Below are 24,007 nucleotides of genomic sequence, written 5' to 3' on the forward strand. Positions count from 1 at the left end.
TCTTTGCTCACATCAAACAATTTAGGCGGGTTGCAACGCGATACGACAAACTCGCTGAACGATTTGCTTCATTTGTGGCAATTGCAGCTTCGATGCTTTGGTTAAAATAAATGTCAACACGCCCTAGAAGAGTTTGTATTTTTTATCTCAATTTGCACCATTATGCAGCCGAATGATTACGCGAAACTTGCAGCTTAGCTAACCCACTTGACGCAATGCAAATTGTATTTTGTTGAGTCAAACGGAATGCCGTAGTGCGTTTTTGGGGGATGGTTAGTCCTGCTCACTTCCATTCTTCAATTAAAATAGGTGTTTAGTGAAGAATCGCTTTATGTAGGTTTGCCGATAAGTCGCATGACCCGCTTGGCATTTTTTGGTCTCGATGCACCCACTATCACCCGTCACATGCAACTAAAAAGAACCTATCCCTATCGCTTGCTTAACGTTTTTGCCGAGTCGGTGTTTGGCGGTAACCCTTTATGCGTTTTTGAGCATGCGGAAGGTCTTTCTGATGCTGAAATGCAGGCACTTGCTTTGCAGTTTAATTTATCTGAAACATGCTTCATCCTGCCATCGGATAAAGCGAGCGCAAGAATGCGTATATTTACACCTGATACAGAGATGGCCTTTGCTGGTCACCCGAGTATAGGTACTGCTTCTGTCGTGCAAGATGTACATCGAACTGGCGAGCGGCTCACGCTGGAATGTAAGGCTGGGATTGTTCCCTTGCACCTCGAGGATGAGGTCTGGACGTTTGCTGCGCCACAGGCACCGAAAGCCGCACCGTGCCAGTTAAATGCAGACGAAATTTCAAGGATGTTGAGCCTTGAATGTAGCGATCTGCTGGCGGAACCCCAATGGATGAACACGGGCTCTGATCAGTTGCTTATCCCTCTCAAGAGTGTCGAGGCAGTAAGGCGCGCAAAGTTAAATGGTGCTTTGTTGGATAAATGGCCAAAGAGCAGTCTTGGGCGGCAGACTGGGTATGTGTTTGCCTTTGAAGAAAGCAACGCTGAGGAACCCGCAACGGTTCACGTCACTGCGCGCTATTTTTTTGTTCGGGCGGGAGGCGGTATCGGGGAAGATCCCGCGACTGGCTCGGCTTGCGCCAATCTGGGTGGTTGGTGGTTGGAAAGCAAGCGTCCTGTGCCAGCCCGCATCGAGGTGGCGCAGGGGGCGCAAATTAATCGGCCAAGTCAGTTATACCTTGCGTTGCTGGGTAACAAAACCATACAAGTCGGTGGTAAAGTCGTCGAAATAGGGCGTGGTGTGATCCAAATCTAGGAAAAACGCTTTAAAAGCGCAGAAAGCATGGGAAGTCTAGGGCGAAATCCATTAAAATAGCGGATTCATTCAAATGCAATTGGCAGTGCTCGTGCAACGCACCAGAGCCAGCCCTTCAGGATATCCCCTATGAGCATGTCTAATACCCTAGAAATCGTCGCAGAATTGCGGGCTGGCCGCATGGTCATTCTGGTTGACGAAGAAGATCGTGAGAACGAAGGCGACTTGATTATGGCCGCCGAGTTCGTGACTCCGGAAGCAATTAACTTCATGGCTAAGTTTGGTCGTGGTCTGATATGCCTGACGCTGACCGAAGAGCGTTGCGATGAATTAAATCTTGCTATGATGACCACTCGTAACGGTACGTCATTTGGTACGAACTTTACGGTCTCTATTGAAGCTGCAGAAGGCGTGACGACAGGTATTTCTGCCGCCGACCGTGCGCGTACAGTGCAAGTTGCCGTAGATAAAAAATCAACGGCAAATGATATTGTGCAACCTGGTCATGTCTTCCCGCTCAAGGCACAAAAAGGCGGTGTACTGATGCGTGCTGGCCATACCGAAGCCGGTTGTGATCTGGCCGAGCTCGCGGGTCTGACACCAGCGTCCGTGATTTGTGAAATCATGAAGGATGACGGCACGATGGCACGTCTGCCTGATTTGATCGAATTTGCCAAAGAACATCAGTTGAAAATTGGCACGATTGCAGATTTAATTCACTATCGCAGCCAAACTGAGAGTATTGTGGATCGTGTTGCTGAACGCGATATGCAGACAGTGCATGGCAGCTTTAAAGCGGTTGTGTATCGTGATAAACCTAGTGGCTCTGCCCATCTGGCATTGATTCACGGAAATATTACGCCTGAAAAAGAGGCATTAGTACGTGTCCATCAGCCTGTATCCATTTTAGATTTGCTGGAAAGCAAGGCTACAACACATTCATGGAATATTGCTGCCGCGATGAAGGCGGTGCAGGCAGCGGATTCTGGAGTGATTGTCTTGTTGAACTGCGAAGAGACTGCTGAGCAGATGTTTGATCAGTTTAAAGCACTTAATGCACCAGAAACAAAACCTGTTGGTCGCGCAGCCAGCATGGATTTACGTAACTACGGTATTGGTGCGCAGATCTTAAAAGATGTCGGCGTTGGTAAAATGAAGTTATTGGCGAATCCGCGCAAAATGCCGTCGATGGCTGGATTTAATCTGGAAGTCGTGGGCTATCTTGATAAGCCCTGCAATCAATAAAAGATTGCTTGCGAATGAAGCATGAGGATCAAAAGGTAAAGGAGTTTTTGCCTTCTCGTGTTTTCGTAGTTATCAATAAAGAACAAAAGTATTTTTGAATATGATCAGGCGCACAGGCGCAAGAGAGAACATGATGACAGTTGGACACTACGAATCAAATCTGGATGGAGCAGGCGTACGTATCGGTATCGTACAGGCTCGCTTTAACGACACAGTGGGCAATGGTTTATTGTCTGCTTGTCTGGCAGAGCTCACTCGTCTTGGTGTAATGAATGAAGATATTTTGCACGTTACCGTTCCTGGCGCGTTAGAAGTGCCATTGGCATTGCAAAAAATGGCAGAGACAAATCAGTTTGATGCTTTAATCGCTTTGGGTGCTGTGATCCGTGGCGAGACTTATCATTTTGAATTAGTCTCTAATGAGTCCGGTGCGGGAATTACGCGCGTTGGTCTGGATGCTGGCATTCCTATTGCCAATGCAATTCTGACAACCGAGAACGATGAACAAGCCGAAGTACGTATGCAAGAAAAAGGTGCTGATGCTGCGCGTGTTGCGGTTGAAATGGCGAATCTGACGCTGGCCTTAGAAGAGTTGGCTGAAGCGACAGAGGATGTGGATTACGACGCGTAAGCTTAGTCGTCAGCTCTGCAGGCACTCATCCGGTCGCCTGAGAGGATTGTAATGATAGAACGTAGGCATGCTTACCATTGCCAACCAATGGTGCTCAGTAAAGAAAGTATGCTTACCAGGTAAAATTAAGTAAGAGAAAATAATGAATAATAAAACGCAACACGCCAACCCAAGTAAAAGCCGTTCACCGCGCCACCGCGCTCGTGAATTTGCGTTGCAAGGCTTATATCAATGGCTGCTCAATAACGAAGATTCTGGCGTGATCGACGCCCATATCCGTCAAGCTCACGGATTTGACAAGGCTGATCGTGAACATTTTGACGCGCTGTTGCATGGTGCGATCAATCACTCTATCGCGTTGCGAGAAGAATTCGTCTCTTTAATTGACCGTGGCATCAAGGAATTGTCTCCCATTGAGCACGCAGCACTTCTGATCGGTACCTATGAACTCAAAAATCATATTGAGATCCCGTACCGCGTAGTGATCAATGAAGCCGTTGAATTAACCAAATCATTTGGTGGAATTGACGGCCACAAATATGTGAATGGTGTGTTGGATAAGTTGGCAGTCAAATTGCGTCCCAATGAGGTCGCCGCAAAATAATTGCGCTCTCAGCATCAAGTCATGCCGCCTTTTTTCTTTGACAGAAATCTGGCGGTTTTTTTTATGACAAAATTTTTGAGTCCTTTCTTGTTCTGATATTGAAAAAATCTTATGGAAAATAAACTCGCGTCCCGTTTGGACCATATTGCCCCTTTCCACGTGATGGAATTGATGAAAATGGCTGCTAACCTTGAGTCTCAGGGGTGCCATCTGATTCATATGGGAATAGGGGAGCCAGACTTTACGGCACCCCAACCCGTCATTGATGCTGCAGCCAGAGCGATGTCGGACGGTCGTCTGCAATATACTTCAGCCTTAGGCGTACCAGCCTTGCGTGAGGCAATTTCTGGGCATTACCGTGATAAGTTTGGGTTGGATGTACCTGCTTCACGCATCGTAGTAACCGCAGGTGCCTCCGCTGCACTGCTATTGGCATGTGCTACGTTGGTTGAGGCTGGGAGCGAAGTGTTAATGCCTGATCCATGCTATCCATGTAATCGTCATTTTGTTGCTGCTTTTGAAGGAAAGGCGACGCTTGTAGCGAGCGGCCCCGAGCATCGCTTTCAATTGTCAGATCAAATGGTGCGTGAAAATTGGACTGAAAAGACGGCTGGGGTATTGCTCGCTTCTCCGTCGAATCCAACTGGTACCTCGATCGATTCGGATGAATTGGTAAAAATCATTGCCAGTGTTAAAGAGCGTGGCGGCTTTACAATCGTTGATGAGATTTATCAAGGACTATCTTATGACGCACCACCATTTTCAGCGTTGTCGTTGGATGACGATGTCGTCGTGATCAACAGTTTTAGTAAATATTTTAATATGACAGGCTGGCGACTTGGCTGGCTGGTGGTTCCGGAGCGGATCGTTCCTGCCTTAGAGAAACTAGCGCAGAATTTATTTATCTGTCCTTCTTCCGTTGCGCAATATGCGGCGCTAGCCTGCTTTTCTCCCGAGGTGTTGGCAATCTACGAGCAAAGAAAAGTGGAGTTCAAACGCCGTCGTGATTTCATTGTTCCCGCGCTCAGGGAGTTAGGGTTTGGTATCCCAGTCATGCCCGATGGCGCTTTTTACGTTTATGCAGATTGTTCGCGATTCACTGATGATGCCGATGCCTTTGCGCGGCAAGTGTTGACAGAAGCAGGGGTTGTGATTGTTCCTGGCTTGGATTTCGGTCCGGCAACCGCCACTTCTTATGTGCGTTTATCTTATGCTAACTCGTTTGAGAATCTTCAGGAAGCGGTTATTCGCTTAAAAAACTTTTTGCAGTTGCGTGCCTAAATCAAATTCAAGGTTTACTGTTGATGGGCTTTTAGTTTTTTAAGTCGACAATAAAGAAAAAAGCTGCCACTACTTCACGTAATGGCAGCTTTTTGTTAATCCTTACTGATGGAGCGGTTCGAACGGTTCAAACGTTAATCAGAGTGCAGCGACCTGGTCTTTTACTTCGGTCTTGAGTTTTGCTTCGTTAGTATCAGTTTTAATTTCTGGTACAGGCGTATTTTGACGTGCGACAGGAGCTGATACCACTGGGTTTGCAAAAACAGTCGGAACGTTTTTCCCAGCCGATACATCCTTTAATCGTTTGTACTCAGTCATTACTCGTGCACCGTATCCAGCATCATTGTCAAATGCACCGGCACCAACGTACAGCTTTAAGCCAGCTTCGACTGAGCCAGCACGCGATACGTAATCTTTCAGAATCAACGCGCCAACTTTGATATTGGCAACTGGATTTAATGCTGCTTTGACGCCGCCCATGTCCTCGAATTTTTCCTGATGTACCTTAGACATGACTTGCATCAAACCTTGGGCGCCAACAGGGCTCTCAGCGAATGGATTTAAGCCTGACTCAATAGCCATCACCGACAAAATCAGCAAAGGATCAAGTTTAATATCTTTAGCGGTAAGGTATGCCGCAGAAACTAGCATGTTCGTCGCGTCAGTTGCTACACGATAGCGTTTGGAGAGCCAATTTGTTACCCATTGCTGTTGGCGCTGATTGCCGACTAATTTGAGATCCTCTTCGCTCGTGCTCACATTGTGGCCAGTTGCAGATTGATTGCCTTGGTTTGGTGCCTGCATCAGCATTGCCAAGCTTGGTGGTGGTACTTCTGGCGCTACCAGTTGTTGTTCCGCGAAGGGCGATAAATTTTTAAACTTATCAGCTAGCGCAGGTTTGATAAACATTAGTGCTAGTAAAAAGATGGCGGTAATACCTGTAACCATCACTAGGTGGCGTACGATGGTAATGAAACCACTCGTTGTATCGCGCGCTACTGTGTTGAGTGCGGCGCGTTTTTGTTCAGCGGATAATCCGCTTTGTTGTACAGCTAAAATAAAACGTTGAATCATGTAACCTCCTGAATCATCGCGATGTATCTGCTCAATTTCAAGCGCGATACAAAAACTACTTCACGAATCAGAAACATCGCCCTCGTCGCATGGCGCGATCAAAGGACGCCGGAGCTATTTATCTGTTTAAGTTCGTCACACTTGGTACTGGAGTCTCCAGCGATAAATAACTTTTTTTCGGGTTAAGGCAGACGCCTTTTGAAAACAATCCTTACAATGTCATGTGGGGCCCGATCCCCGTGAATGATGTTACCGTTATTGGTGAGACCTTCTTCGCATCTATAGCGATTGAACCGTTCGTCTCTTCATCAAGTTGGGCGAATTGTAGGGGGGGTTTTATATCACGTCAATACTATCAAAACGAATTGCTATAACTAATGAATCTAAAGAATTGTGTTGGAGTACATCAAAATCAATGAAATCAAACACTTAGGTAAATAAGCTCCACTAACTAGTTCAGACAGACAAAAAAGCTAAAAATGATTAAATATTCCGATTTGAGAGATTTTATTTCTCAATTGCAAGAAATAAATGAGTTAAAACAGGTTGATATTCAGATATCGCCGAATCTAGAGATGACCGAGATCTGCGACCGTACTTTACGTGCTGAAGGACCTGCGCTGCTATTCAATAAACCGACAGGGCATACCATTCCTGTATTGGCAAACTTATTTGGTACGCCGCGTCGTGTTGCGTTGGGAATGGGGGCGGATAATGTGACCGAGTTACGTCAAATCGGACATCTCTTGTCGGCGCTCAAAGAGCCTGAGCCACCGAAAGGATTCAAGGATCTTTTGGGAATGGGGAGCTTGGTAAAAGCAGTATGGGATATGGCTCCCAAAGAACTGCGTGGGGCGAAATGTCAGGAGATTGTCTGGGAAGGAAACGATGTTGATCTATCGCGATTACCTATTCAGCATTGTTGGCCAGGAGATATTGCGCCGTTAATCACATGGGGCCTCGTAATTACCAAAGGGCCCAATAAGAAGCGGCAGAACTTAGGGATCTATCGTCAACAAGTGTTAGGTCGCAATAAAGTTATTATGCGTTGGCTGGCACATCGAGGCGGCGCATTGGATTTTCGTGAGCACTGTATCGTCAATAAAGGAAAGCCGTATCCGATTGCGGTTGCATTAGGGGCTGATCCTGCCACTATTTTAGGCGCAGTGACGCCAGTACCTGACAGCTTGTCTGAATATCAGTTTGCGGGTTTGTTGAGAGGTAGCCGAACCGAATTGGTTAAAGCCATAGGTAGTGAGTTGCGCGTGCCAGCATCCGCCGAGATCGTCCTCGAAGGTCATATTTACCCAGATGAATCGCATGCAACTGGCTACGAACATGCGCTGGAAGGACCTTATGGTGATCACACTGGGTATTACAATGAACAGGATTGGTTTCCGGTCTTCACGATTGACCGCATTACCATGCGTCGTGACCCTATTTACCATTCAACTTATACCGGCAAACCACCCGATGAGCCCGCAGTGCTGGGCGTTGCTTTAAACGAGGTCTTTATTCCTTTGTTGCAAAAACAATTTAGTGAAATTACTGATTTTTATCTGCCTCCGGAGGGGTGTAGTTATCGGATGGCTGTCGTACAGATGAAGAAGTCGTATGCTGGTCATGCCAAACGAGTCATGTTTGGCGTCTGGAGCTTCTTGCGGCAGTTTATGTACACCAAATTTATCGTGGTTGTCGACGAGGATGTGAATATCCGTGATTGGAAAGAAGTGATTTGGGCTATCACGACAAGAGTTGACCCTAGCCGTGATACAACGCTGGTTGATAATACGCCGATCGACTATCTGGACTTTGCCTCGCCAGTGAGCGGTTTGGGTAGCAAAATGGGTATTGATGCGACCAATAAATGGCCAGGAGAGACTGACAGGGAGTGGGGCACGACAATCGTGATGAGTCAGGAGGTCAAAGGGCGTGTAGATAAACTCTGGTCTGATTTAGGCTTGTAATTCAGATATAGCTATCGCTAAACAGAGATAGGCGGGGGTAGTGAACCCGCTTAACGTTGAATTGGCGTGGTGATAATAAAAAAAGGGTGTACGTTCGAAACGTACACCCTTTTTTTGTGCGGTCAAATTACTTGATTGTTGCTTTTTTCAACAATGCCTGTTGGTAATTCTGAACCTTCTGTTGTTGCAAGCCATCGATGATTTGTGGTTTCACTTCTTCGAGGGAAGGGAACTTCAACGGACGAGCATCTTCCAATTTGATGATATGGAAGCCAAACTGTGTCTTCACCGGTGTCTCGGTAAATTGACCTTTTTGCAGTGCAACCATTGCCTCGGAGAATGCAGGGACAAAAGTTGCTGGTGTTGCCCAGTCAAGATCGCCGCCCTTGGCCGCAGAGCCTGTATCCTTGGATTGCTTGGCCAGTTCTTCAAATTTAGCGCCAGCTTTCAATTTAGAGATGATTGCTTTTGCATCATCTTCTTTATCAACCAGAATATGGAAAGCGTGGTATTCCTTATCGCCAGCCTGTGCTTTTGCTTTATCGTATTCAGCCTGGATTTCAGCATCAGTGATAGGGTTTTTCTTGATATGTTCAACCATTAAGGCACGAATTAACAAAGATTGACGTGCAATTTCTAATTGGTTTTTAACTTCAGGATTGGATGCCAGACCTGATTTTTCGGCTTCTTGCATCAATACTTCGCGATTGACGAGTTCTTGTTTTACTTTTGCGCGCAGATCAGGTGTGTCTTGTTGTCCTTGGGATGTCAATTGTTTTACCAGCGCATCAACGCGTGAGGACGGAATCGCTTTACCATTCACTACTGCGAGATTTTGGGCCATTGCTGGCAAAGCAGTTGCAAGAAGTGCTACCAGCAAAAGAGCAGGTTTAAAAGTCATTGTCTGTTCCTAAATAACAAAATAAAAAAAACGGATTATAAATAAACTGCTTAGGTCGGTATCTCTGACGGTGCCAACGCGACAATCGCTAGCGCGTGAACTTCCGTGTGCATCATATCGCCAATGGCATCATACACCAGACGATGGCGAGAAATGCGATTTAGGCCTTCAAATTGGTGAGAAATTATTTTCAAATTGTAATGACCACCTCCCGATGCTGCGCCAGCGTGACCGGCATGTGCGGCAGAGTCGTCGTGGAGCTCGCAGACGACTGGGCTGAGAGTTGCTGTAAGGCGAGATTGCAGTTGATCTAAGCGTGTCATTATTCCGCTTCCTCCATGTACTTTGATAAAAATAAACTTTGCACAACAATGAACGCAGGCGTAATTCCCACCATAGAAATAAGCTTAAAGTTCGCCCACGTGTCTGTCGAAAAATGAAATGCAACCCAAATATTAAGAGCGCCCATTACAAAGAAATAAGTCGCCCAAGCGAGGCTTAAATACGACCACACTTGCTCTGGTAATTTGACCTGCGCCTCCATAACAGTACGGATAAGATTTTTTCTGAAAATAAATTGCGCCAGTAAAAATGCACCGCAATAGCACCAATATAAAACGGTGGGTTTCCATTTGATAAATGTGTCGCTATGAAAGTAAATCGTGGCGCCGCCAAATACCATAATGATAATGAAGGAAATCCACAGCATCGCATCGACGGTTTTTCTTCTCACGAGAAGTGATGTGATTTGAACGATAGAGGCAACCAGAGTGACGGCAGTCGCGAGCAGAATGGGCGCAAGTTCCGTCTCACTCATACCACCAGAAACGAAGGTTGATAGATACTTTTCAACCAAAGACTGGGCGGCGGGTATATGCCCTTCACCCCATTTAAACGTGACAAAAAACAGAATAACGGGGAATAAATCAAAAAGAAATTTCATTAAAAACAGACGTAATCGATAAGTTAAATATAAGGCAGGCATAGTGACGCACTAGCCTGACTCTCTCATTGTAGTGGCACCGACAACGCTGATGCTACATGGAAAATCGTCGCAGATGGTACACAATATTTTTGTGCTAGTCATGCATCAGAACCTGTTTTCGACGCACGTTGGCAGGTGCTTACGACGAACAGCTGACTTCCAAGGTTTTCGCCCAATCCGGAGGAAGTATAGAGTACGCCTCGTTATCTGGTTGCTCATCGAAGGGATTCTTCAATACAGATAGTAATGTAGTTATTTCAGAAAAATCCTTATTTTGTGCCTTTTCGATTGCATTTTGGGCTAAATAGTTCCGCAAAATATATTTCGGGTTTGTGGCTAGCATTGCCGTCTGGCGAATGGCTGCATTGCTTGATTCCAGTTTTAGGCGTGCTCTGTAACGTTCGAGCCAAGCTTTCAATGCCTCTCGGTCAATGAAGAGATCAAGGAGGGCGATGTCTTTAGTGCTAATGTCGTTTTCCAAATGACTCAAATTCCGGAAACTGAGCGTGAAGTCTGCATGGTTGGCTTGTAATAAAGCAAAAAAATCATCAGCGAGCTGCTTATCTGTTTCATGGCTGGTGGTGAATCCGAGTTTGGCACGCATCAAAGACGCCCATTTGTCCGTAAAGCTACTAGCGTAGACGGATAGCGCCGCCTGTGTGTCCTCTACTGTTCCGATAAGGGGAAGCATTGCCTGTCCTAGTGCGTGCATATTCCAGTTGCCTACGCTTGGCTGCATCTTGTAGGAGTAGCGTCCTTGCTGGTCGGTGTGGTTGCAAATATGTGCTTCGTCAAACGCTTCCATAAAACCAAATGGTCCATAGTCCAGCGTCAGCCCCAGTATTGACATGTTATCGGTGTTCATGACGCCATGCATGAACCCCACAGATTGCCATAGCGCCATTAATTCGGCTGTTTTGCGTGTCACAATCGTAAGCAGGCTCTGGTAGGGGTTTTTGTCCTCTTTGCATTCCGGGTAATAACCATCAATCACAAAATCGGCTAATACTTTTAATTCATCGTGGCGTCGGTGGTAATACCAATGTTCAAACGACCCAAAACGAATAAAACTCGGTGCCAAGCGGGTAACTACCGCCGTTGTTTCGGGGGCTTCACGGAAAACGTAGTGATCTGACCCAGTAATGCAAAGTGCTCTCGATGTAGGTATTCCAAGCGCATGCATCGCTTCTGAGCATAAAAATTCACGGATGGATGATCTGAGTACAGCACGCCCATCGCCTGACCTTGAATAGGGTGTTGGACCAGCACCTTTCAATTGTACTTCCAGACGCTGTAGATCCTTGCTGACCGTATCGCCTAATAAAATAGCGCGACCATCACCCAACTGACCAGCCCAGACACCAAATTGATGTCCGGAATAGACGGTGGCAAGTGGTGTGGCATTAGCGGGTAATTGGTTGCCGGTAAAAAATGCGACGACTTCGCGCTGATTAAATTGTTCCACCTTGATATTTAACGCTTCTGCTTGTGAAGGGCTCACAGATACGAGATAAGGCTCTGGTAGCGGCGTAGGGCGTAAATGTGTAAAGAAACTGGGTGGAAGATTTGCAAATTGACTTATTTGCAAAAAATGCTCAATGCTTGATATCCCATCTGGGATGAAATCATTTGAAACTGACATGAAAGAATACGCTGAGTAATAATGGGCTTCATTCTGCCAGAGTATGCGTCTTTATGTTTATTTTGTATTTTGTTGCGAAGATCGCATTGATGGCAAAGCGTTGCTCTGTGGTGCTGATTGAGGCGAAAAAGAGGAGTGCAACAAGTTATTGTAAAAAAATAAGGGTTTATCTCCTAAGAAATAAACCCTTATCTGTGCGACTTAGCGTTGGTTCTTATTTAGTTTGTCATTAGTTCGCGGACTTTACAGCCGTCAATCAGGAAAGACAGACTAATGACGAGAACTAACTCACCCTCAGCGGAGCGGGCAGTGCCTGTTATCCCCGGCGTGCTGATGCAAGTCAGTGGTTTGATAACAAGGTCAGCGGTGCCATCAACCGAGTCAACCGATAGGATGTAAGGGTTGGGTGCTGCGATAACGATACCAACGCGCTCAGACGATGGTGAATATCCCAGCGTTTTACCGAGTGATTTGACTGGCAATGGTCGGCCTAAATCGCGTAAAACAGGCTGGCCACCAACACTTTCAAACGTTTCTGGTAATTCAACGACACGTTGTACCGTTGCCATTGGTAACGCTAGTGATGCACCGTCGGTGCGAACCACCATAGTTGGTACGATAGATAATTCGATTGGCAGGCGAATCAGAAAGGTGGTCCCTTTGCCAAGCTCAGAAGCAATACGAATGGCACCCCGATGGCGCTCAACCGCTGTTTTCACCACGTCCATCCCCACGCCACGACCCGACACACTTGACGCGACATCTTTTGTCGAGAATCCCGGTAAGAAGACGAGCTGGAATGCCTCATCATCAGTGCGCGCATCGTGAGAATTGATCAGGCCTTTTGATATTGCTTTATCCCTGAGTCGCTGTGCGTCCATCCCTTTGCCGTCATCGGACACTTCGATCATGACGCTGCTTGCTTCTTGCCAGGCCTTGAGTGAAATGGTGGCACGCGGCGACTTGTTCGCGACCAAACGCTCCTCGGATGTTTCAATGCCATGGTCTAGCGCATTGCGGAGCATATGAACAAGTGGGTCATAGAGGCTATCGACAACGACACGGTCTACCTCAGTTTCTGCTCCGGTGATATTTAAATCGACTTCTTTGCCTAAATCGCGTGCCAACTCTCTGACTAATCGTGGAAATTTCTGAAACAGTCTTCCCACCGGTTGCATCCGCGTCGCCAACGTTGCACGTTGTAACTCTGTTGAGTAGCGTGATGCGCGCGTTAATGTCTCCGTCAGCGCTGCCATTAATGGTGCGGCTTGGCCATCAAACTTGAACTGCCCCAGTTTTTCTAACAGTACAGCCGCCTGATTGGCTGCTTGTACAGATTCACCGGCGACCTCAAGCAAGACATTGAGTTTCACAGCATCGATTCGAATGCTTTCTTCTTTTGCTGGTGCATTTTGTTTAACGTCAGCGTTGGATAGAGAAGTTTTGATCGCTTCTGTTTCCTCGCGCACGCTTGCTGGTTGCGGTGTCTCATGCGCTGGCTCTGCCACCTCGGGCAATGAACCCGCTGGTGTCACTGCTTTGTAGTAGGCGGCCCAATCAATATTTCCATCTTGGTTTTGTGCAGGCGCAGATGCGACCTCGACTGGTGCTGTAGGGCTTTTTACAGCAGGGGCGGCAGCGCTAGCGGCTTTTTTGCTGACGCCTTTGCTTTCGATCGCATCCGTGAGCATTGTTTCCAGCGATTTTGGCATCGTTGAGAGCTGATCGGGTGCAACGCCGTTGTTGAGCGCTGTCAATTGATCTGCTACGAATCCACTTGCTTCTAATGCTGCTTCAATTGCCTCAGGTGTGACGGCAACCTGCCCAGTTCTTAGTGCATCAAATAAATTTTCCGTCAGGTGACAAGCGGAGACCATGGCTGTCAGGTTCATAAAACCTGCACCACCCTTAATCGTATGAAACGACCTGAACACCGCATTGAGCGTGTTCATGTCACCAGGGTTGCGCTCAAGTGAAAGCAGATGTTCTTCTACATTTGTCGCCAGATCGAGCGCTTCGACGACAAATTCTTTGAGCATGTCATCCATTAGAAACCTAAGCTATCAAGAAGATTATCGACGTCATCCTGCTCCAGTGCGGCATTAGGAACGGATGGGCCCTCCATCAATTCTACTGCTTTTTCTTTTAACTCTGTCGGCGCATTGTCGAGCAGAATTTGTGCGAGTTCACGCTCAACGGCTTTGTTGATGGCAACTACTTTTTTAATTAACTGACCAGTTAAATCCTGGAAGTCCTGGGCCATCATGATGTCGAGTAGGCGCGCTTTTTCGGCATCAGTTGCAGTCAAAACGATATTGGCAAATGTTTTGGAGTCGTTAGCAAGGGATTTAAATTCCTCGATGCTGAGTTTTCCTGCAAACAGATCGTTCCAGCGCGCATCCATGGTTTTGGCTTTTTTTGCCAATTCATCTTGCTCTGGCATACCAAGATCAGTCGCATTTAATACCTTGTTCGCAGCCTGTTCAGTGAGTGTAGCAACATACTCAAGGCGATCTTTAGCGTCTGCTACCTGAATGGCGACATCTGATAACGAACGATCATAGCCCAACTGACGCATTGAATCATGCAACATTCGAACAACATTGCCGAGTCGGTCAAACATCGGTTTAGTCGCATCTTCGTCCGTATTGTGGGGATTTAACTTCGCAATTGGCTCGCCAACTGGTTTGGAAGTAGTGGCGCCTGCTTCTGGCGCAGATTGGATAATTGAGGCAGGGGGGGCAGTTGTTTCCTGGCGCTGACTTGCCATTTCTTCAAACAAAGCATCCAGATCATCTGCTGAATCGGTCATAGTTCTTCATTCTCCATAATCGCTGTGACTTTTGTGCAATTTTTCCACAAATATCATGGTCTGTCGTTACTTTTAAGCAAAAAAAACGAGAAAAGATTCTCTCACGTGCAAATTTAAAAGTAACGGGAATTTTGAAATTTTATTTTCATCAACTTGAGGCGTTCTTTTTCAAGGAATGCACAAACTTCGTCTCGCTCTATACTATCAGGACTTTTGAAAAGAGTAACCTATGCTGTTGAAATTTGTCATTGTTTTGCTTGATTAAATACAGATCCCAGTCAAATTTCATTTTCAGCTGCTAAAAATACCTCTGGCGTGAGGGTGGAAAATAATCCTAACTTACGGATACGTTTAGCCAGCTTAAGCAGGGCTTTGTCTTTTGTAATTAAAAAATGTGCCTCAATATCGCGGGCAATTTCAAGGAATTTCTGATCATCTTTATCACTGCAAACAGGAAGCTTGATATGGCTTTTGTCTTCAGGAGATATGCATTCGATGAGTTCATCAAATTGTATTTTGATGTCGTTGACGTTTTCAGGTGTGACAGGAAGGTGTGGATACTTAAGAACCGCGAGCCATTCATCTCTGCATTCGGGTCGGGTATAGGCTTTTAATTCGCCATTTTGCAATCCTGCTAGGAGCTTATTCCAGCGTTTGTCGTGAAAAACAAATAAATCGAGACAAACATTCGTGTCAATGATGATGCGCTTGGGTATGATGGAGTTCATTATGTTTGAAGAAGTCAATAACTATGCTCATTGTATTATCTCCCGCTAAAAGTCTCGATTACGAAACACCCGTTAACACAAGTATTTTTACACAGCCTGAATTTTTAGAGGAAGCCCAACAGCTCGTTGGGATTGCGAAGCAGCTTTCAGCGCCTGATTTGAGTGCACTGATGGATATCTCGGCAGACCTGGCGCAACTTAACGTTGACAGGTTTAAAGCATGGGAAAAAAAGCCAAAAGGCAAATCAAATAGACAAGCCATTTTTGCGTTCAATGGCGATGTTTATGAAGGGCTTCAGATAACGAGTCTTAATTCCGAACAAATCGAGTATTTGCAGAGGAATTTAAGAATATTGTCTGGCTTGTATGGGGTCTTAAGGCCGCTTGATATTTTGCAGCCCTATCGACTTGAAATGGGCGTGGCATTAGCAAACCCGCGCGGGAAAAATTTATACGCATTTTGGGGTGCTAAGGTGACCGAGGCTCTCAATGAGCAATTGAAGATCAATGCTTCATTAACATTGTTGAATTTAGCTTCAGAAGAGTATTTTAAGGTTGTGAAGCCAGTGTTGTTAAATGGCACAATTATTACGCCGATTTTTCAGGATTGGAAAAATGGTAAATATAAAATTATCTCTTTTTACGCAAAAAGGGCTCGAGGGCTTATGGCTCGTTTTTGTGCTGAGCGGGTCATTGTTGATGTCGAAGACATCAAAGAGTTTAATGTGGAGCAGTACGCTTATTGCGAAGAAGAATCTACTGATAAAAAATGGGTTTTTCGTCGGCGCATTGAATAGTAATGTTTATTTTTGTGTCTAGAAAAAAAACCGATCTCATGATCGGTTTTTATGTGTTTAACATCAAAAGAGACGGATTACCAGAATTTCCACCAGTCCTTCTTGTTCTTGTCGATACCAGTAACAAAACTGCTATCAGGGAAATTCTTCACTAATACTCGGTTCGCATCGTCTCTTAGGTCGTTCATGCCCATCGCGTTATAGGCTTTTACCAAGATAAATAATGCTTCCTCGTTTGCCGGTGCATCAGGATATTCCTTAATTGATGACTGGGCGCGATTTGCTGCTGCCAGATAAGCGCCACGGCGCATATAATAGCGGGCGACGTGAACATCGTACTTAGCAAGGGCATTGACGAGGTATTTCATACGCGCCAGCGCATCGGGCGTATACTTACTATCTGGGAATTGGGTGACCAGTTGTTTGAAGGCGTCAAAAGAATCGCGTGATGCCTTTGGGTCGCGTTCTGTAATATCTTGGCGCGCGATAAAATTCAGTATGCTTAACTGATCGTTGAAATTAATTAGTCCGCGCAGGTAGTACATGTAATCAACGTTTGGATGATTTGGGTGTAGCTTAATAAACCGTTCAACTGCGGCAAGTGCTTGGGCTTGGTCACCTTGCTTGTAATAAGCATAGGCAGTGTCCATCTGTGCTTGCTGTGCGTAGGTGCCAAATGGAAAGCGTGATTCCAGTTTTTCATAATACTGGACCGCTTTTTCGTAGCCGCCGTTAGAGAGTTCGTCTTTTGCTTCAGCGTATAATTTTGATGCTGACCATGTTTTGGTCTCATCAGCTTTGTCACCAAAAACACCGCAGCCGCCTAAAGTAAGCGACGCGGCCAGAGCCAGGACCAGCAATTTCAAAGATTTAATGTGCATAAATGTGTGCGTAAGCATGAAAACAATTTACGGATTATAGCCGATGACAAAAAATGTGAAACCAACTACAACAGTGATTTTGTCAGATTCTGACCTTGACACGGAAGCAGAAGTAGTGAATGAGGATGGTGATATCGATGAGGAATACGTTTCTGAGGTCGAAAACATCGAACTAAAATTGACTTCTGCTGCCTGTGGCGAACGATTGGACAAGACTATCTCTAAACTGGTTCCCCAATATTCGAGAAGTCGAATCCAGCAATGGATCGAAAATGGATTTGTCACTGTAGATGGTAAGCCAGGGCGTGGGAAAATGACCATGCTTGGTGATGAAAAAATTATCATTATTCCCCAGGCAGCACCAGATGAGGGCGCCTATGAGCCTGAAGATATTCCTTTGGATGTTGTATATGAAGATGATGCACTGGTTGTAATTAATAAGCCTGCTGGGATGGTCGTTCATCCGGCGGCTGGGAACTGGACTGGGACCTTACTCAATGCCTTGCTATTCCGGTGGCCGCACTTGGTGGGTGTGCCACGTGCTGGTATTGTTCATCGTCTTGATAAAGATACATCGGGTCTGATGGTCGTTGCTAAAACTCTCGTAGCGCATACTGACTTGGTTCGTCAATTGCAAGATCGTAGCGTAAAGCGTGAATACTATGCATTGGTATGGGGTACGCCAAACGTCTCAGGAACAATCGATGCGCCAATGGCGCGGCATCCTCGCGATCGGATCAAGATGGCGGTATCACGCAGCATATTAGCAAAGCCAGCTGTTACGCATTTCCAGCGCATTGCGACTGGTATGTTAGAGAAATTTCCAAATAGCCTCGTTGCCTGCCAGTTGGAGACTGGTCGCACGCATCAGATCCGGGTACATATGTTATCCCTTGGCTTTCCTTTGGTCGGTGACCCCTTGTACGGGAAGCAGCATCTGGCGCGTTTTTTCCCGCGTCAAGCGCTACAGGCACGTAAGTTGGGCTTGATTCACCCTGAAACGGGTGAGCATATTGAATGGGAAATTCCTGTTGCCGCAGATTTTCAGGAGCTCATCTCAACTTCCGGAATATCGCTTCCATGATCGACACCAGTTCTGGATTGCCGTTTGACGTATTGCAACCAGATTGGCTGGGGATGCCGTCGCGTGTCAAAGCGTTTGCAACCTTGCGTGCAGGTGGCGTTAGTGTTGGCCCCTTTGGTGGAATTGATGGCGTCAATGGTTTCAATCTCGGTGACCACGTTGCAGACGATCCGCTGGCCGTTGCCAGTAATCGGCAGCGTTTGAACGCATGTTTGCCGTCTGATGTCATATTCTTATCACAAGTTCATGGCAATATTGTTGCTCGGGCCGAGGGGATGCCTGCTGGATTGAATGCTGATGCTGTAGTGGCATCGACGCCGGGGGTGGTTTGTGCAGTACTGACCGCCGATTGTTTGCCTGTCTTGTTCAGCGATGAAGATGGTGGCGTTGTGGCCGCAGCCCACGCTGGCTGGCGTGGTTTGTCTGCCGGCATTCTTGAGAATACGGTCAGAGAGATGCGGTCATGCGGAGCAGGAAAAATCTCTGCATGGATGGGGCCCGCAATTGGCCCGCTGAAGTTTGAGGTGGGTCAAGATGTTTATGATATTTTTGCTACGCAAGATAAGGAAGTTAGACGTTTCTTTGTTAAAATTGCATCAGAGGGTGGTAGCGGTTTGCAACAGAAATATCTGGCCGATATCTACCAGTTGGCGCGTCACGTATTAAGCAACGTTGGTGTGATGCAGGTGACTGGCGGATACTGTTGTACCGTCAATGATGCGCAGCAATTTTATTCGTATCGAAGAGATCGTGTTACCGGAAGGATGGTAAGTTTGATTTGGATCGATCCGACGGAATAAGTTAATGACCTTCTGTTTCTTGCGTCGCAGAATCGCTATCCAGTTGTTTTTGTTGCAGTGCAGCTAATTTTTCGGTGTGCTGCCGCTTGCGCAGAGGGGCGCCCATCAGGTATAAAAGTACCGTGAGCGGCAAAACGCAGTAGAAGGCAAAAGTCATCGCTCCTGCGATGATTGAGGTTTCTGTGATTGCCATCAGTAAAACAACATAGACCCAGGCAATAGCAATAATGTACATAGAAATTAGTTGGAAGTAATCGAAGTTTTAATAATTTTAAAGCATGAAAGCTAAAAATTAATCCACAACGATACGCGAAAATCAGGAGGCACGCATGAAGACTTTTGATCCTCAAGCTATGTACTCCGAATGGATGTCACAGCTAGTGAATCACAACCCCTGGCAGGAATGGATGAAGCCTGCTACTTCCGTAGCACATTTACCGATCTTGGATGTCTTGAAAGAGGCTGGGGCAACAATTAACCCGACTGCTCTTGCACAATTGCAGGCTGACTATATGCGGGAATTTGGTCAGCTATGGCAAAGCTTCACAGTCTCAAAGTTACCAGAGCTCAACGACAAGCGGTTTTCTGCCAAGGATTGGCATAATCACGCAATGCACTCCTATAGCGCGGCAAGTTATCTTCTTAATGCTCGTTTTTTAATGTCCTTGGCTGAGTCTGTTGAGGCGCCTGCGAAGATAAAGCAAAAGATTGGTTTTGCAGTGCAGCAAATGATTGATGCGTTATCGCCAGCTAACTTTTTGGTGACGAATCCCGAGGCACAATCAAAACTTATTGAAACAAAAGGCGAAAGCCTAGCTAAGGGTATTACCCAGATGCTCGCTGATATGCAAAAAGGGCGTATCAGTCAAACTGACGAATCTGCGTTTGAAGTGGGTAAAAACGTCGCAACAACTGAAGGTGTTGTGGTGTTTGAGAATCGCTTATTCCAGTTGATTCAGTACACGCCCCTCACAAAGACTGTCCATCAGCGGCCACTGCTGATGGTGCCACCATGCATTAATAAATTTTATATTCTTGACTTGCAACCAGAGAACTCACTAGTACGTTATGCCGTTGAACAAGGGCATACGGTATTCTTGGTCTCTTGGGCGAATCCAGATGCAAGCATGTCCGATGTAACCTGGGATGATTACGTTGAACAGGGTGCGATTAAAGCCCTCGAGGTTGCTTGTGCGATCAGTAAGCAAGATAAAGTTAATGCATTCGGTTTCTGTGTCGGCGGCACTATTATCTCAACTGCGCTCGCCGTATTAGCCGATCGGGGAGTTCATCCTGTCAGTAGCCTGACGTTGCTGACTGCCTTACTTGATTTCTCAAATACCGGTGTGCTTGATGTATTCGTCGATGAGATGCAAGTGGCGATGCGCGAACAAACAATCGGTGGCGGAGGGTTGCTGCCAGGTCGTGATCTCGCCAGCACATTCTCGAGTTTGCGTGCAAACGATCTGGTCTGGAACTATGTGCAGTCTAATTACCTCAAGGGTGAGGCTCCACCGCCGTTTGATCTCTTGTACTGGAATGCAGATAGTACCAATCTCCCAGGTCCGATGTTTTGCTGGTACCTGCGAAATACCTACCTTGAAAACAAACTCAAAAATCCGGGCGCACTGACTGTCGCTGGCAATAAAGTGGACCTCGGAAAAATTGATGCGCCGTTGTTTGTTTATGGGTCGCGCGAAGACCATATCGTTCCGTGGCAAGCTGCATTTGCCTCCACGCAGTTACTCAATCCAACGAATAAGGATAAAAATAGTTTTGTCCTTGGGGCATCTGGGCATATTGCGGGTGTTGTCAACCCGCCAGCGAAGAAGAAAAGAAGTTATTGGATTAACCCGAGTGCAGTCGGAACGGATACGAATGCTTGGCTGGCGGGTGCCACTGAGCATGCCGGAAGCTGGTGGCCAGTGTGGGCTGAATTTTTGGCCGAGCACGGCGGACGCATGGTAAAAGCACCATCGGTGGCAGGAAATAAAGATTTTGCACCGTTTGAGGCAGCACCAGGTAGTTACGTCAAAGTGAGAGCAGATTAAACGTTGTTGTGTTGGGTTTTATATTTAAAACAGGAGAAACAGTATGGCAAAGCGTATTGCGTATGTAACTGGCGGTATGGGTGGAATCGGGACTCCAATTTGCAGACGTTTGTGCAAGGAAGGCTACATAGTGGTTGCTGGCTGTGGCCCAAATTCTACTCGTAAAGATAAATGGCTGGCTGACATGCGTGCGGAAGGTCTGGATATTCATGCTTCCGAAGGTAACGTGTCTGACTGGGAATCAACCAAAGCTGCTTTTGATAAAGTCAGAGCAGAAATCGGTGAAGTCGATGTGTTAGTTAATAATGCAGGTATTACGCGCGATGGTCAGTTCCGTAAGATGAGTAAGGCGGATTGGGATGCGGTGATGGATACCAACCTCAACTCCTTGTTTAACGTCACCAAACAGGTCATCGAAGGTATGGTTGATCGCGGTTGGGGTCGCATTATTAATATTTCATCTGTGAACGGCCAAAAAGGCCAGTTTGGTCAGACAAATTACTCGACAGCAAAAGCCGGTATTCATGGTTTCTCAATGGCGCTTGCCCAAGAGGTCGCGACGAAGGGTGTGACAGTTAATACAGTATCCCCTGGCTACGTTGGTACAGACATGGTTAAAGCAATTCGTCCTGATGTCTTGGAGAAAATTGTGAGTGGCATTCCAGTTAAGCGCCTTGCAGAGCCAGAAGAAATCGCTTCTATCGTTGCCTGGATCGCCTCGGATGAAGGTGGATACGCAACTGGTTCCGATTTCTCCATTAACGGCGGTCTGCATATGGGTTAAGGTAATCGAGGTCAGATTTGGCTTCATTTACTGTTTTGTCGTCGTCCACATTTGCGGCATAGTATTGCAATTAGGCAAGCTTGTGTAGCCACTGGTAAGCTTAAGCAGAATGTTTGGTGATTTTTTTCTGCAATGCAGTAAAATGGGTTCGCCGAGATGAATATCATTTCGGTGAACTATAAAAAATTGCGGCAAGAATTGCAACGCAATGCAAAAAAGGGGACAAACAAATTTGGTTGTTTTAAAGAAATTTGAAACGCCATCTTTGCTTGAGTGAGTCTGTGTTTTGTCCATTGTGCGTATCATGGCAGAGCAAGATGTAGAAGTTATCAATTGAGATTTCAATGAATAGCGCAAAAAAAACCACGCAGCATTTGATCAAAAAATATCCTAATCGTCGTTTATATGACACGCAGACCAGTAGCTATATCACTTTGGTCGATGTGAAACAGTTCGTGCTCGATAATGACGACTTTGCAGTCATTGATGCGAAATCAGGTGAGGATTTAACGCGCAGCATTTTGTTGCAGATTATTTTGGAAGAAGAAGCGGGCGGTACGCCCATGTTTTCCAGTGTTGTTCTGTCGCAGATCATTCGCTATTACGGTCATGCAATGCAGGGCATGATGGGTAATTACCTCGAAAAAAACGTTCAGGCGTTCATCGATATTCAGAATAAACTGGCAGAAAATTCAAAAGGCATCTACGAAGGTAAGCCATTTAGTCCTGAAATGTGGACTCAGTTCATGAATGTTCAGGGGCCAATGATGCAGGGTATGATGGGAAATTATATCGAGCAAAGTAAGAATTTATTTGTGCAGATGCAAGAGCAAATGCAAAGTCAGGCAAAAAATATTTTCAACGTATTCCCATTTAATCCTGAAGATGTAAATAAGAAATAATCAAAAATTTATAATTATTTTAGTTAAGCTGCTGATTTTTCAGGAAATTTCACTGAAGCTAAAGCAAGTAGGCTTGTCAAAGGGTACAATAGCGGATTCGCTTTTGTACCTTTTTGTTTTTACGCACCCTCTATGTCTATTACTGAAATACGCCGCCAAGAAACTCCCACTTCACCTAAAGTGGGGTTTGTCTCCCTCGGTTGCCCGAAGGCCTTAGTTGATTCTGAACAAATTTTGACGCAGTTGCGGGCTGAAGGCTATGACACTGCGAAGTCTTATGATGGTGCAGATCTGGTGATTGTAAATACATGCGGTTTCATTGACGCTGCTGTTCAGGAGTCATTGGACGCCATTGGCGAAGCACTTGCAGAAAATGGGCGCGTTATCGTGACTGGGTGTCTCGGTGCTAAAAAAGATGCTAATGGCAAGGACATGATTCAGTCGATTCATCCCAAGGTGCTGGAAGTGACAGGGCCGCACGCAGTGGGCGAGGTGATGGCTGCCGTACATAAACACCTGCCAAAGCCGCATGAGCCGTTTATTGATCTGGTCCCAGCTCAAGGCGTTAAATTGACACCTAAGCATTATGCGTACTTAAAAATCTCTGAAGGCTGTAACCATCGTTGTAGTTTTTGCATTATCCCATCCATGCGCGGCGACCTTGTATCACGTCCGATCGCTGACGTGATGCTGGAAGCCGAAAATCTGTTTAAAGCCGGCGTGAAAGAATTGCTGGTCATTTCTCAGGATACGAGCGCGTACGGCGTTGATGTTAAGTTCCGTACAGGCTTCTGGAATGGTAAGCCGGTCAAAACGCACATGACGCAGTTGGTTGAGGCACTGGGTGAATTGGCAAAACAGTACGACTCATGGGTGCGATTGCACTATGTCTATCCTTATCCGCACGTAGATCAAATTATCCCGTTCATGAACAATGGACATGTATTGCCTTACCTCGACGTTCCATTGCAGCATGCGCACCCAGATGTGCTCAAGCGCATGAAGCGCCCGGCGAGCGGTGAAAAAAATATTGAACGTATCAAGGCATGGCGTGAAATGTGCCCAGACATCACGATCCGTTCGACATTTATTGCTGGCTTCCCAGGCGAGACGGAAGAGGAGTTCGAGTACATGCTCGACTTCTTGAAAGAAGCGCAAATTGACCGTTTAGGATGTTTTGCTTATTCGCCAGTCGAAGGCGCAACAGCCAATGAGATCGAAGGCCAATTGCCTGATGAAGTCAGAGAAGATCGCCGTCGCCGTGTGATGGAATTGCAAGAAGGTATCTCGAAACAACGTCTGCAAGCCAAAATCGGCAAAACCGTGCGCGTCTTGATTGATAGTCTTGATCGCAGTGGTGGTGTCGGACGTAGTTCAGCAGATGCACCAGAAATTGATGGTGTGGTGTATGTGAAACCACCATTTGAGCCGCATCGCAAATTAAAAGTTGGTGAATTTGTCGATGTTTGCATTACTGCCGCCGACGCACATGATTTGTGGGGCGAGGCAGTTTAATTGCGTTTCGATAAATACAGGATGTAAAAAAGGAGAGTT

Annotated in this window: 23 protein-coding genes and 1 pseudogene; 14 read left to right on the forward strand and 10 right to left on the reverse strand. The window is 46.2% G+C overall.

Annotated features, from left to right (window positions below; all coding sequences use genetic code 11):
- From ACO0KV_RS03260 to ACO0KV_RS03285, 6 genes and pseudogenes are all read left to right on the forward strand, one after another.
- Positions 1–110, forward strand: a pseudogene (locus ACO0KV_RS03260) (IS5/IS1182 family transposase); the annotation flags it as partial.
- A 295-nt stretch (positions 111–405) separates the two neighbouring features.
- A complete protein-coding gene (locus tag ACO0KV_RS03265) occupies positions 406–1,284 on the forward strand; it encodes a PhzF family phenazine biosynthesis protein (RefSeq protein WP_423040088.1) in 879 nt (292 codons plus the stop codon).
- A gap of 129 nt (positions 1,285–1,413) precedes the next feature.
- Positions 1,414–2,529 carry a bifunctional 3,4-dihydroxy-2-butanone-4-phosphate synthase/GTP cyclohydrolase II gene (gene ribBA, locus ACO0KV_RS03270; RefSeq protein WP_423039844.1) on the forward strand — a complete coding sequence of 372 codons (1,116 nt, stop codon included), beginning with the start codon at positions 1,414–1,416 and terminating at the stop codon, positions 2,527–2,529.
- 133 nt (positions 2,530–2,662) lie between these two features.
- Positions 2,663–3,160: a 6,7-dimethyl-8-ribityllumazine synthase gene (ribH, locus tag ACO0KV_RS03275; RefSeq protein WP_423040090.1), complete on the forward strand. Its 498-nt coding sequence runs from the start codon at positions 2,663–2,665 to the stop codon at positions 3,158–3,160.
- Positions 3,161–3,302: 142 nt separating this feature from the next.
- The gene (nusB, locus tag ACO0KV_RS03280; protein ID WP_423039846.1) at positions 3,303–3,764 is read left to right on the forward strand and encodes a transcription antitermination factor NusB; all 462 of its coding nucleotides are present in this window, start codon (positions 3,303–3,305) and stop codon (positions 3,762–3,764) included.
- A 111-nt stretch (positions 3,765–3,875) separates the two neighbouring features.
- Positions 3,876–5,045: a pyridoxal phosphate-dependent aminotransferase gene (locus ACO0KV_RS03285; RefSeq protein WP_423039848.1), complete on the forward strand. Its 1,170-nt coding sequence runs from the start codon at positions 3,876–3,878 to the stop codon at positions 5,043–5,045.
- A gap of 138 nt (positions 5,046–5,183) precedes the next feature.
- On the opposite strand, the gene ACO0KV_RS03290 is transcribed toward ACO0KV_RS03285, so the two are convergent.
- Positions 5,184–6,119 (reverse strand): transglycosylase SLT domain-containing protein, encoded by a 936-nt coding sequence (locus ACO0KV_RS03290; protein ID WP_423039850.1) that lies wholly within the window; start codon positions 6,117–6,119, stop codon positions 5,184–5,186.
- 482 nt (positions 6,120–6,601) lie between these two features.
- Between ACO0KV_RS03290 and ubiD the strand changes: the two genes are divergently transcribed.
- A complete protein-coding gene (ubiD, locus tag ACO0KV_RS03295; protein ID WP_423040092.1) occupies positions 6,602–8,086 on the forward strand; it encodes a 4-hydroxy-3-polyprenylbenzoate decarboxylase in 1,485 nt (494 codons plus the stop codon).
- 127 nt (positions 8,087–8,213) lie between these two features.
- Here ubiD and ACO0KV_RS03300 read toward each other — a convergent pair whose 3' ends face one another.
- From ACO0KV_RS03300 to ACO0KV_RS03330, 7 genes are all read right to left on the reverse strand, one after another.
- Positions 8,214–8,987: a peptidylprolyl isomerase gene (locus ACO0KV_RS03300; protein ID WP_423039852.1), complete on the reverse strand. Its 774-nt coding sequence runs from the start codon at positions 8,985–8,987 to the stop codon at positions 8,214–8,216.
- Between the two features lie 50 nt (positions 8,988–9,037).
- Positions 9,038–9,310: a BolA family protein gene (locus tag ACO0KV_RS03305; RefSeq protein ID WP_423039854.1), complete on the reverse strand. Its 273-nt coding sequence runs from the start codon at positions 9,308–9,310 to the stop codon at positions 9,038–9,040.
- The gene (locus tag ACO0KV_RS03310) at positions 9,310–9,930 is read right to left on the reverse strand and encodes a septation protein A (RefSeq protein WP_423039856.1); all 621 of its coding nucleotides are present in this window, start codon (positions 9,928–9,930) and stop codon (positions 9,310–9,312) included. The genes ACO0KV_RS03305 and ACO0KV_RS03310 overlap by 1 nt, the downstream gene beginning before the upstream one ends.
- A gap of 181 nt (positions 9,931–10,111) precedes the next feature.
- Positions 10,112–11,614, reverse strand: a complete 1,503-nt coding sequence (locus ACO0KV_RS03315; protein ID WP_423039858.1) for a protein adenylyltransferase SelO — start codon at positions 11,612–11,614, stop codon at positions 10,112–10,114.
- Positions 11,615–11,832: 218 nt separating this feature from the next.
- The gene (locus ACO0KV_RS03320) at positions 11,833–13,662 is read right to left on the reverse strand and encodes a chemotaxis protein CheA (RefSeq protein ID WP_423039860.1); all 1,830 of its coding nucleotides are present in this window, start codon (positions 13,660–13,662) and stop codon (positions 11,833–11,835) included.
- Positions 13,662–14,426, reverse strand: coding sequence for a protein phosphatase CheZ (locus ACO0KV_RS03325; RefSeq protein ID WP_423039862.1), 765 nt, complete (start codon positions 14,424–14,426; stop codon positions 13,662–13,664). Before ACO0KV_RS03325 ends, ACO0KV_RS03320 begins: the two co-directional genes overlap by 1 nt.
- A gap of 278 nt (positions 14,427–14,704) precedes the next feature.
- Positions 14,705–15,154: a putative toxin-antitoxin system toxin component, PIN family gene (locus ACO0KV_RS03330; RefSeq protein ID WP_423039864.1), complete on the reverse strand. Its 450-nt coding sequence runs from the start codon at positions 15,152–15,154 to the stop codon at positions 14,705–14,707.
- 23 nt (positions 15,155–15,177) lie between these two features.
- Between ACO0KV_RS03330 and yaaA the strand changes: the two genes are divergently transcribed.
- Positions 15,178–15,951, forward strand: a complete 774-nt coding sequence (gene yaaA / locus ACO0KV_RS03335; protein WP_423039866.1) for a peroxide stress protein YaaA — start codon at positions 15,178–15,180, stop codon at positions 15,949–15,951.
- A 77-nt stretch (positions 15,952–16,028) separates the two neighbouring features.
- Here yaaA and ACO0KV_RS03340 read toward each other — a convergent pair whose 3' ends face one another.
- On the reverse strand, positions 16,029–16,832 hold the full coding sequence (locus ACO0KV_RS03340; RefSeq protein WP_423039868.1) for an outer membrane protein assembly factor BamD: 804 nt from the start codon (positions 16,830–16,832) through the stop codon (positions 16,029–16,031).
- A gap of 43 nt (positions 16,833–16,875) precedes the next feature.
- Here ACO0KV_RS03340 and ACO0KV_RS03345 point away from each other — a divergent pair, with 43 nt between their 5' ends.
- Both ACO0KV_RS03345 and pgeF read left to right on the forward strand, forming a co-directional pair.
- Positions 16,876–17,916, forward strand: coding sequence for an RluA family pseudouridine synthase (locus ACO0KV_RS03345; protein ID WP_423039870.1), 1,041 nt, complete (start codon positions 16,876–16,878; stop codon positions 17,914–17,916).
- Positions 17,913–18,716 carry a peptidoglycan editing factor PgeF gene (gene pgeF, locus ACO0KV_RS03350; RefSeq protein WP_423039872.1) on the forward strand — a complete coding sequence of 268 codons (804 nt, stop codon included), beginning with the start codon at positions 17,913–17,915 and terminating at the stop codon, positions 18,714–18,716. Before ACO0KV_RS03345 ends, pgeF begins: the two co-directional genes overlap by 4 nt.
- Before the next feature lies 1 nt (position 18,717).
- On the opposite strand, the gene ACO0KV_RS03355 is transcribed toward pgeF, so the two are convergent.
- Entirely contained in the window at positions 18,718–18,951 is a 234-nt protein-coding gene (locus ACO0KV_RS03355) for a hypothetical protein (protein WP_423039874.1), read from the reverse strand.
- 94 nt (positions 18,952–19,045) lie between these two features.
- On the opposite strand from ACO0KV_RS03355, the gene phaC reads away from it, so the two are divergent.
- The 4 genes from phaC (at position 19,046) to rimO (ending at position 23,968) form a co-directional block, all read left to right on the forward strand.
- Positions 19,046–20,767, forward strand: a complete 1,722-nt coding sequence (gene phaC, locus ACO0KV_RS03360; protein ID WP_423039876.1) for a class I poly(R)-hydroxyalkanoic acid synthase — start codon at positions 19,046–19,048, stop codon at positions 20,765–20,767.
- 43 nt (positions 20,768–20,810) lie between these two features.
- Positions 20,811–21,551 carry a 3-ketoacyl-ACP reductase gene (locus tag ACO0KV_RS03365; protein ID WP_423039878.1) on the forward strand — a complete coding sequence of 247 codons (741 nt, stop codon included), beginning with the start codon at positions 20,811–20,813 and terminating at the stop codon, positions 21,549–21,551.
- Positions 21,552–21,895: 344 nt separating this feature from the next.
- Entirely contained in the window at positions 21,896–22,453 is a 558-nt protein-coding gene (gene phaR, locus ACO0KV_RS03370; RefSeq protein ID WP_423039880.1) for a polyhydroxyalkanoate synthesis repressor PhaR, read from the forward strand.
- Positions 22,454–22,585: 132 nt separating this feature from the next.
- On the forward strand, positions 22,586–23,968 hold the full coding sequence (gene rimO, locus ACO0KV_RS03375) for a 30S ribosomal protein S12 methylthiotransferase RimO (RefSeq protein ID WP_423039882.1): 1,383 nt from the start codon (positions 22,586–22,588) through the stop codon (positions 23,966–23,968).
- Positions 23,969–24,007: the final 39 nt, after the last annotated feature.

The organism is Undibacterium sp. RuRC25W (assembly GCF_049339825.1).
Lineage (GTDB): Bacteria > Pseudomonadota > Gammaproteobacteria > Burkholderiales > Burkholderiaceae_D > Undibacterium.

Excerpts from the sequence above, each read along its gene's own strand:
- ACO0KV_RS03310 (WP_423039856.1), bottom strand. The coding sequence starts at position 9,930 with ATGAAATTTCTTTTTGATTTATTCCCCGTTATTCTGTTTTTTGTCACG.
- ACO0KV_RS03365 (WP_423039878.1), top strand. The coding sequence starts at position 20,811 with ATGGCAAAGCGTATTGCGTATGTAACTGGCGGTATGGGTGGAATCGGG.
- ACO0KV_RS03320 (WP_423039860.1), bottom strand. The coding sequence starts at position 13,662 with ATGGATGACATGCTCAAAGAATTTGTCGTCGAAGCGCTCGATCTGGCG.
- nusB (WP_423039846.1), top strand. The coding sequence starts at position 3,303 with ATGAATAATAAAACGCAACACGCCAACCCAAGTAAAAGCCGTTCACCG.
- ribBA (WP_423039844.1), top strand. The coding sequence starts at position 1,414 with ATGAGCATGTCTAATACCCTAGAAATCGTCGCAGAATTGCGGGCTGGC.
- ACO0KV_RS03330 (WP_423039864.1), bottom strand. The coding sequence starts at position 15,154 with ATGAACTCCATCATACCCAAGCGCATCATCATTGACACGAATGTTTGT.
- ACO0KV_RS03340 (WP_423039868.1), bottom strand. The coding sequence starts at position 16,832 with ATGCACATTAAATCTTTGAAATTGCTGGTCCTGGCTCTGGCCGCGTCG.
- ACO0KV_RS03285 (WP_423039848.1), top strand. The coding sequence starts at position 3,876 with ATGGAAAATAAACTCGCGTCCCGTTTGGACCATATTGCCCCTTTCCAC.
- ACO0KV_RS03315 (WP_423039858.1), bottom strand. The coding sequence starts at position 11,614 with ATGTCAGTTTCAAATGATTTCATCCCAGATGGGATATCAAGCATTGAG.
- ACO0KV_RS03265 (WP_423040088.1), top strand. The coding sequence starts at position 406 with ATGCAACTAAAAAGAACCTATCCCTATCGCTTGCTTAACGTTTTTGCC.
- ACO0KV_RS03345 (WP_423039870.1), top strand. The coding sequence starts at position 16,876 with ATGACAAAAAATGTGAAACCAACTACAACAGTGATTTTGTCAGATTCT.
- phaC (WP_423039876.1), top strand. The coding sequence starts at position 19,046 with ATGAAGACTTTTGATCCTCAAGCTATGTACTCCGAATGGATGTCACAG.
- ACO0KV_RS03325 (WP_423039862.1), bottom strand. The coding sequence starts at position 14,426 with ATGACCGATTCAGCAGATGATCTGGATGCTTTGTTTGAAGAAATGGCA.
- rimO (WP_423039882.1), top strand. The coding sequence starts at position 22,586 with ATGTCTATTACTGAAATACGCCGCCAAGAAACTCCCACTTCACCTAAA.
- yaaA (WP_423039866.1), top strand. The coding sequence starts at position 15,178 with ATGCTCATTGTATTATCTCCCGCTAAAAGTCTCGATTACGAAACACCC.
- ACO0KV_RS03300 (WP_423039852.1), bottom strand. The coding sequence starts at position 8,987 with ATGACTTTTAAACCTGCTCTTTTGCTGGTAGCACTTCTTGCAACTGCT.
- ACO0KV_RS03355 (WP_423039874.1), bottom strand. The coding sequence starts at position 18,951 with ATGTACATTATTGCTATTGCCTGGGTCTATGTTGTTTTACTGATGGCA.
- phaR (WP_423039880.1), top strand. The coding sequence starts at position 21,896 with ATGAATAGCGCAAAAAAAACCACGCAGCATTTGATCAAAAAATATCCT.
- ribH (WP_423040090.1), top strand. The coding sequence starts at position 2,663 with ATGACAGTTGGACACTACGAATCAAATCTGGATGGAGCAGGCGTACGT.
- pgeF (WP_423039872.1), top strand. The coding sequence starts at position 17,913 with ATGATCGACACCAGTTCTGGATTGCCGTTTGACGTATTGCAACCAGAT.
- ACO0KV_RS03305 (WP_423039854.1), bottom strand. The coding sequence starts at position 9,310 with ATGACACGCTTAGATCAACTGCAATCTCGCCTTACAGCAACTCTCAGC.
- ACO0KV_RS03290 (WP_423039850.1), bottom strand. The coding sequence starts at position 6,119 with ATGATTCAACGTTTTATTTTAGCTGTACAACAAAGCGGATTATCCGCT.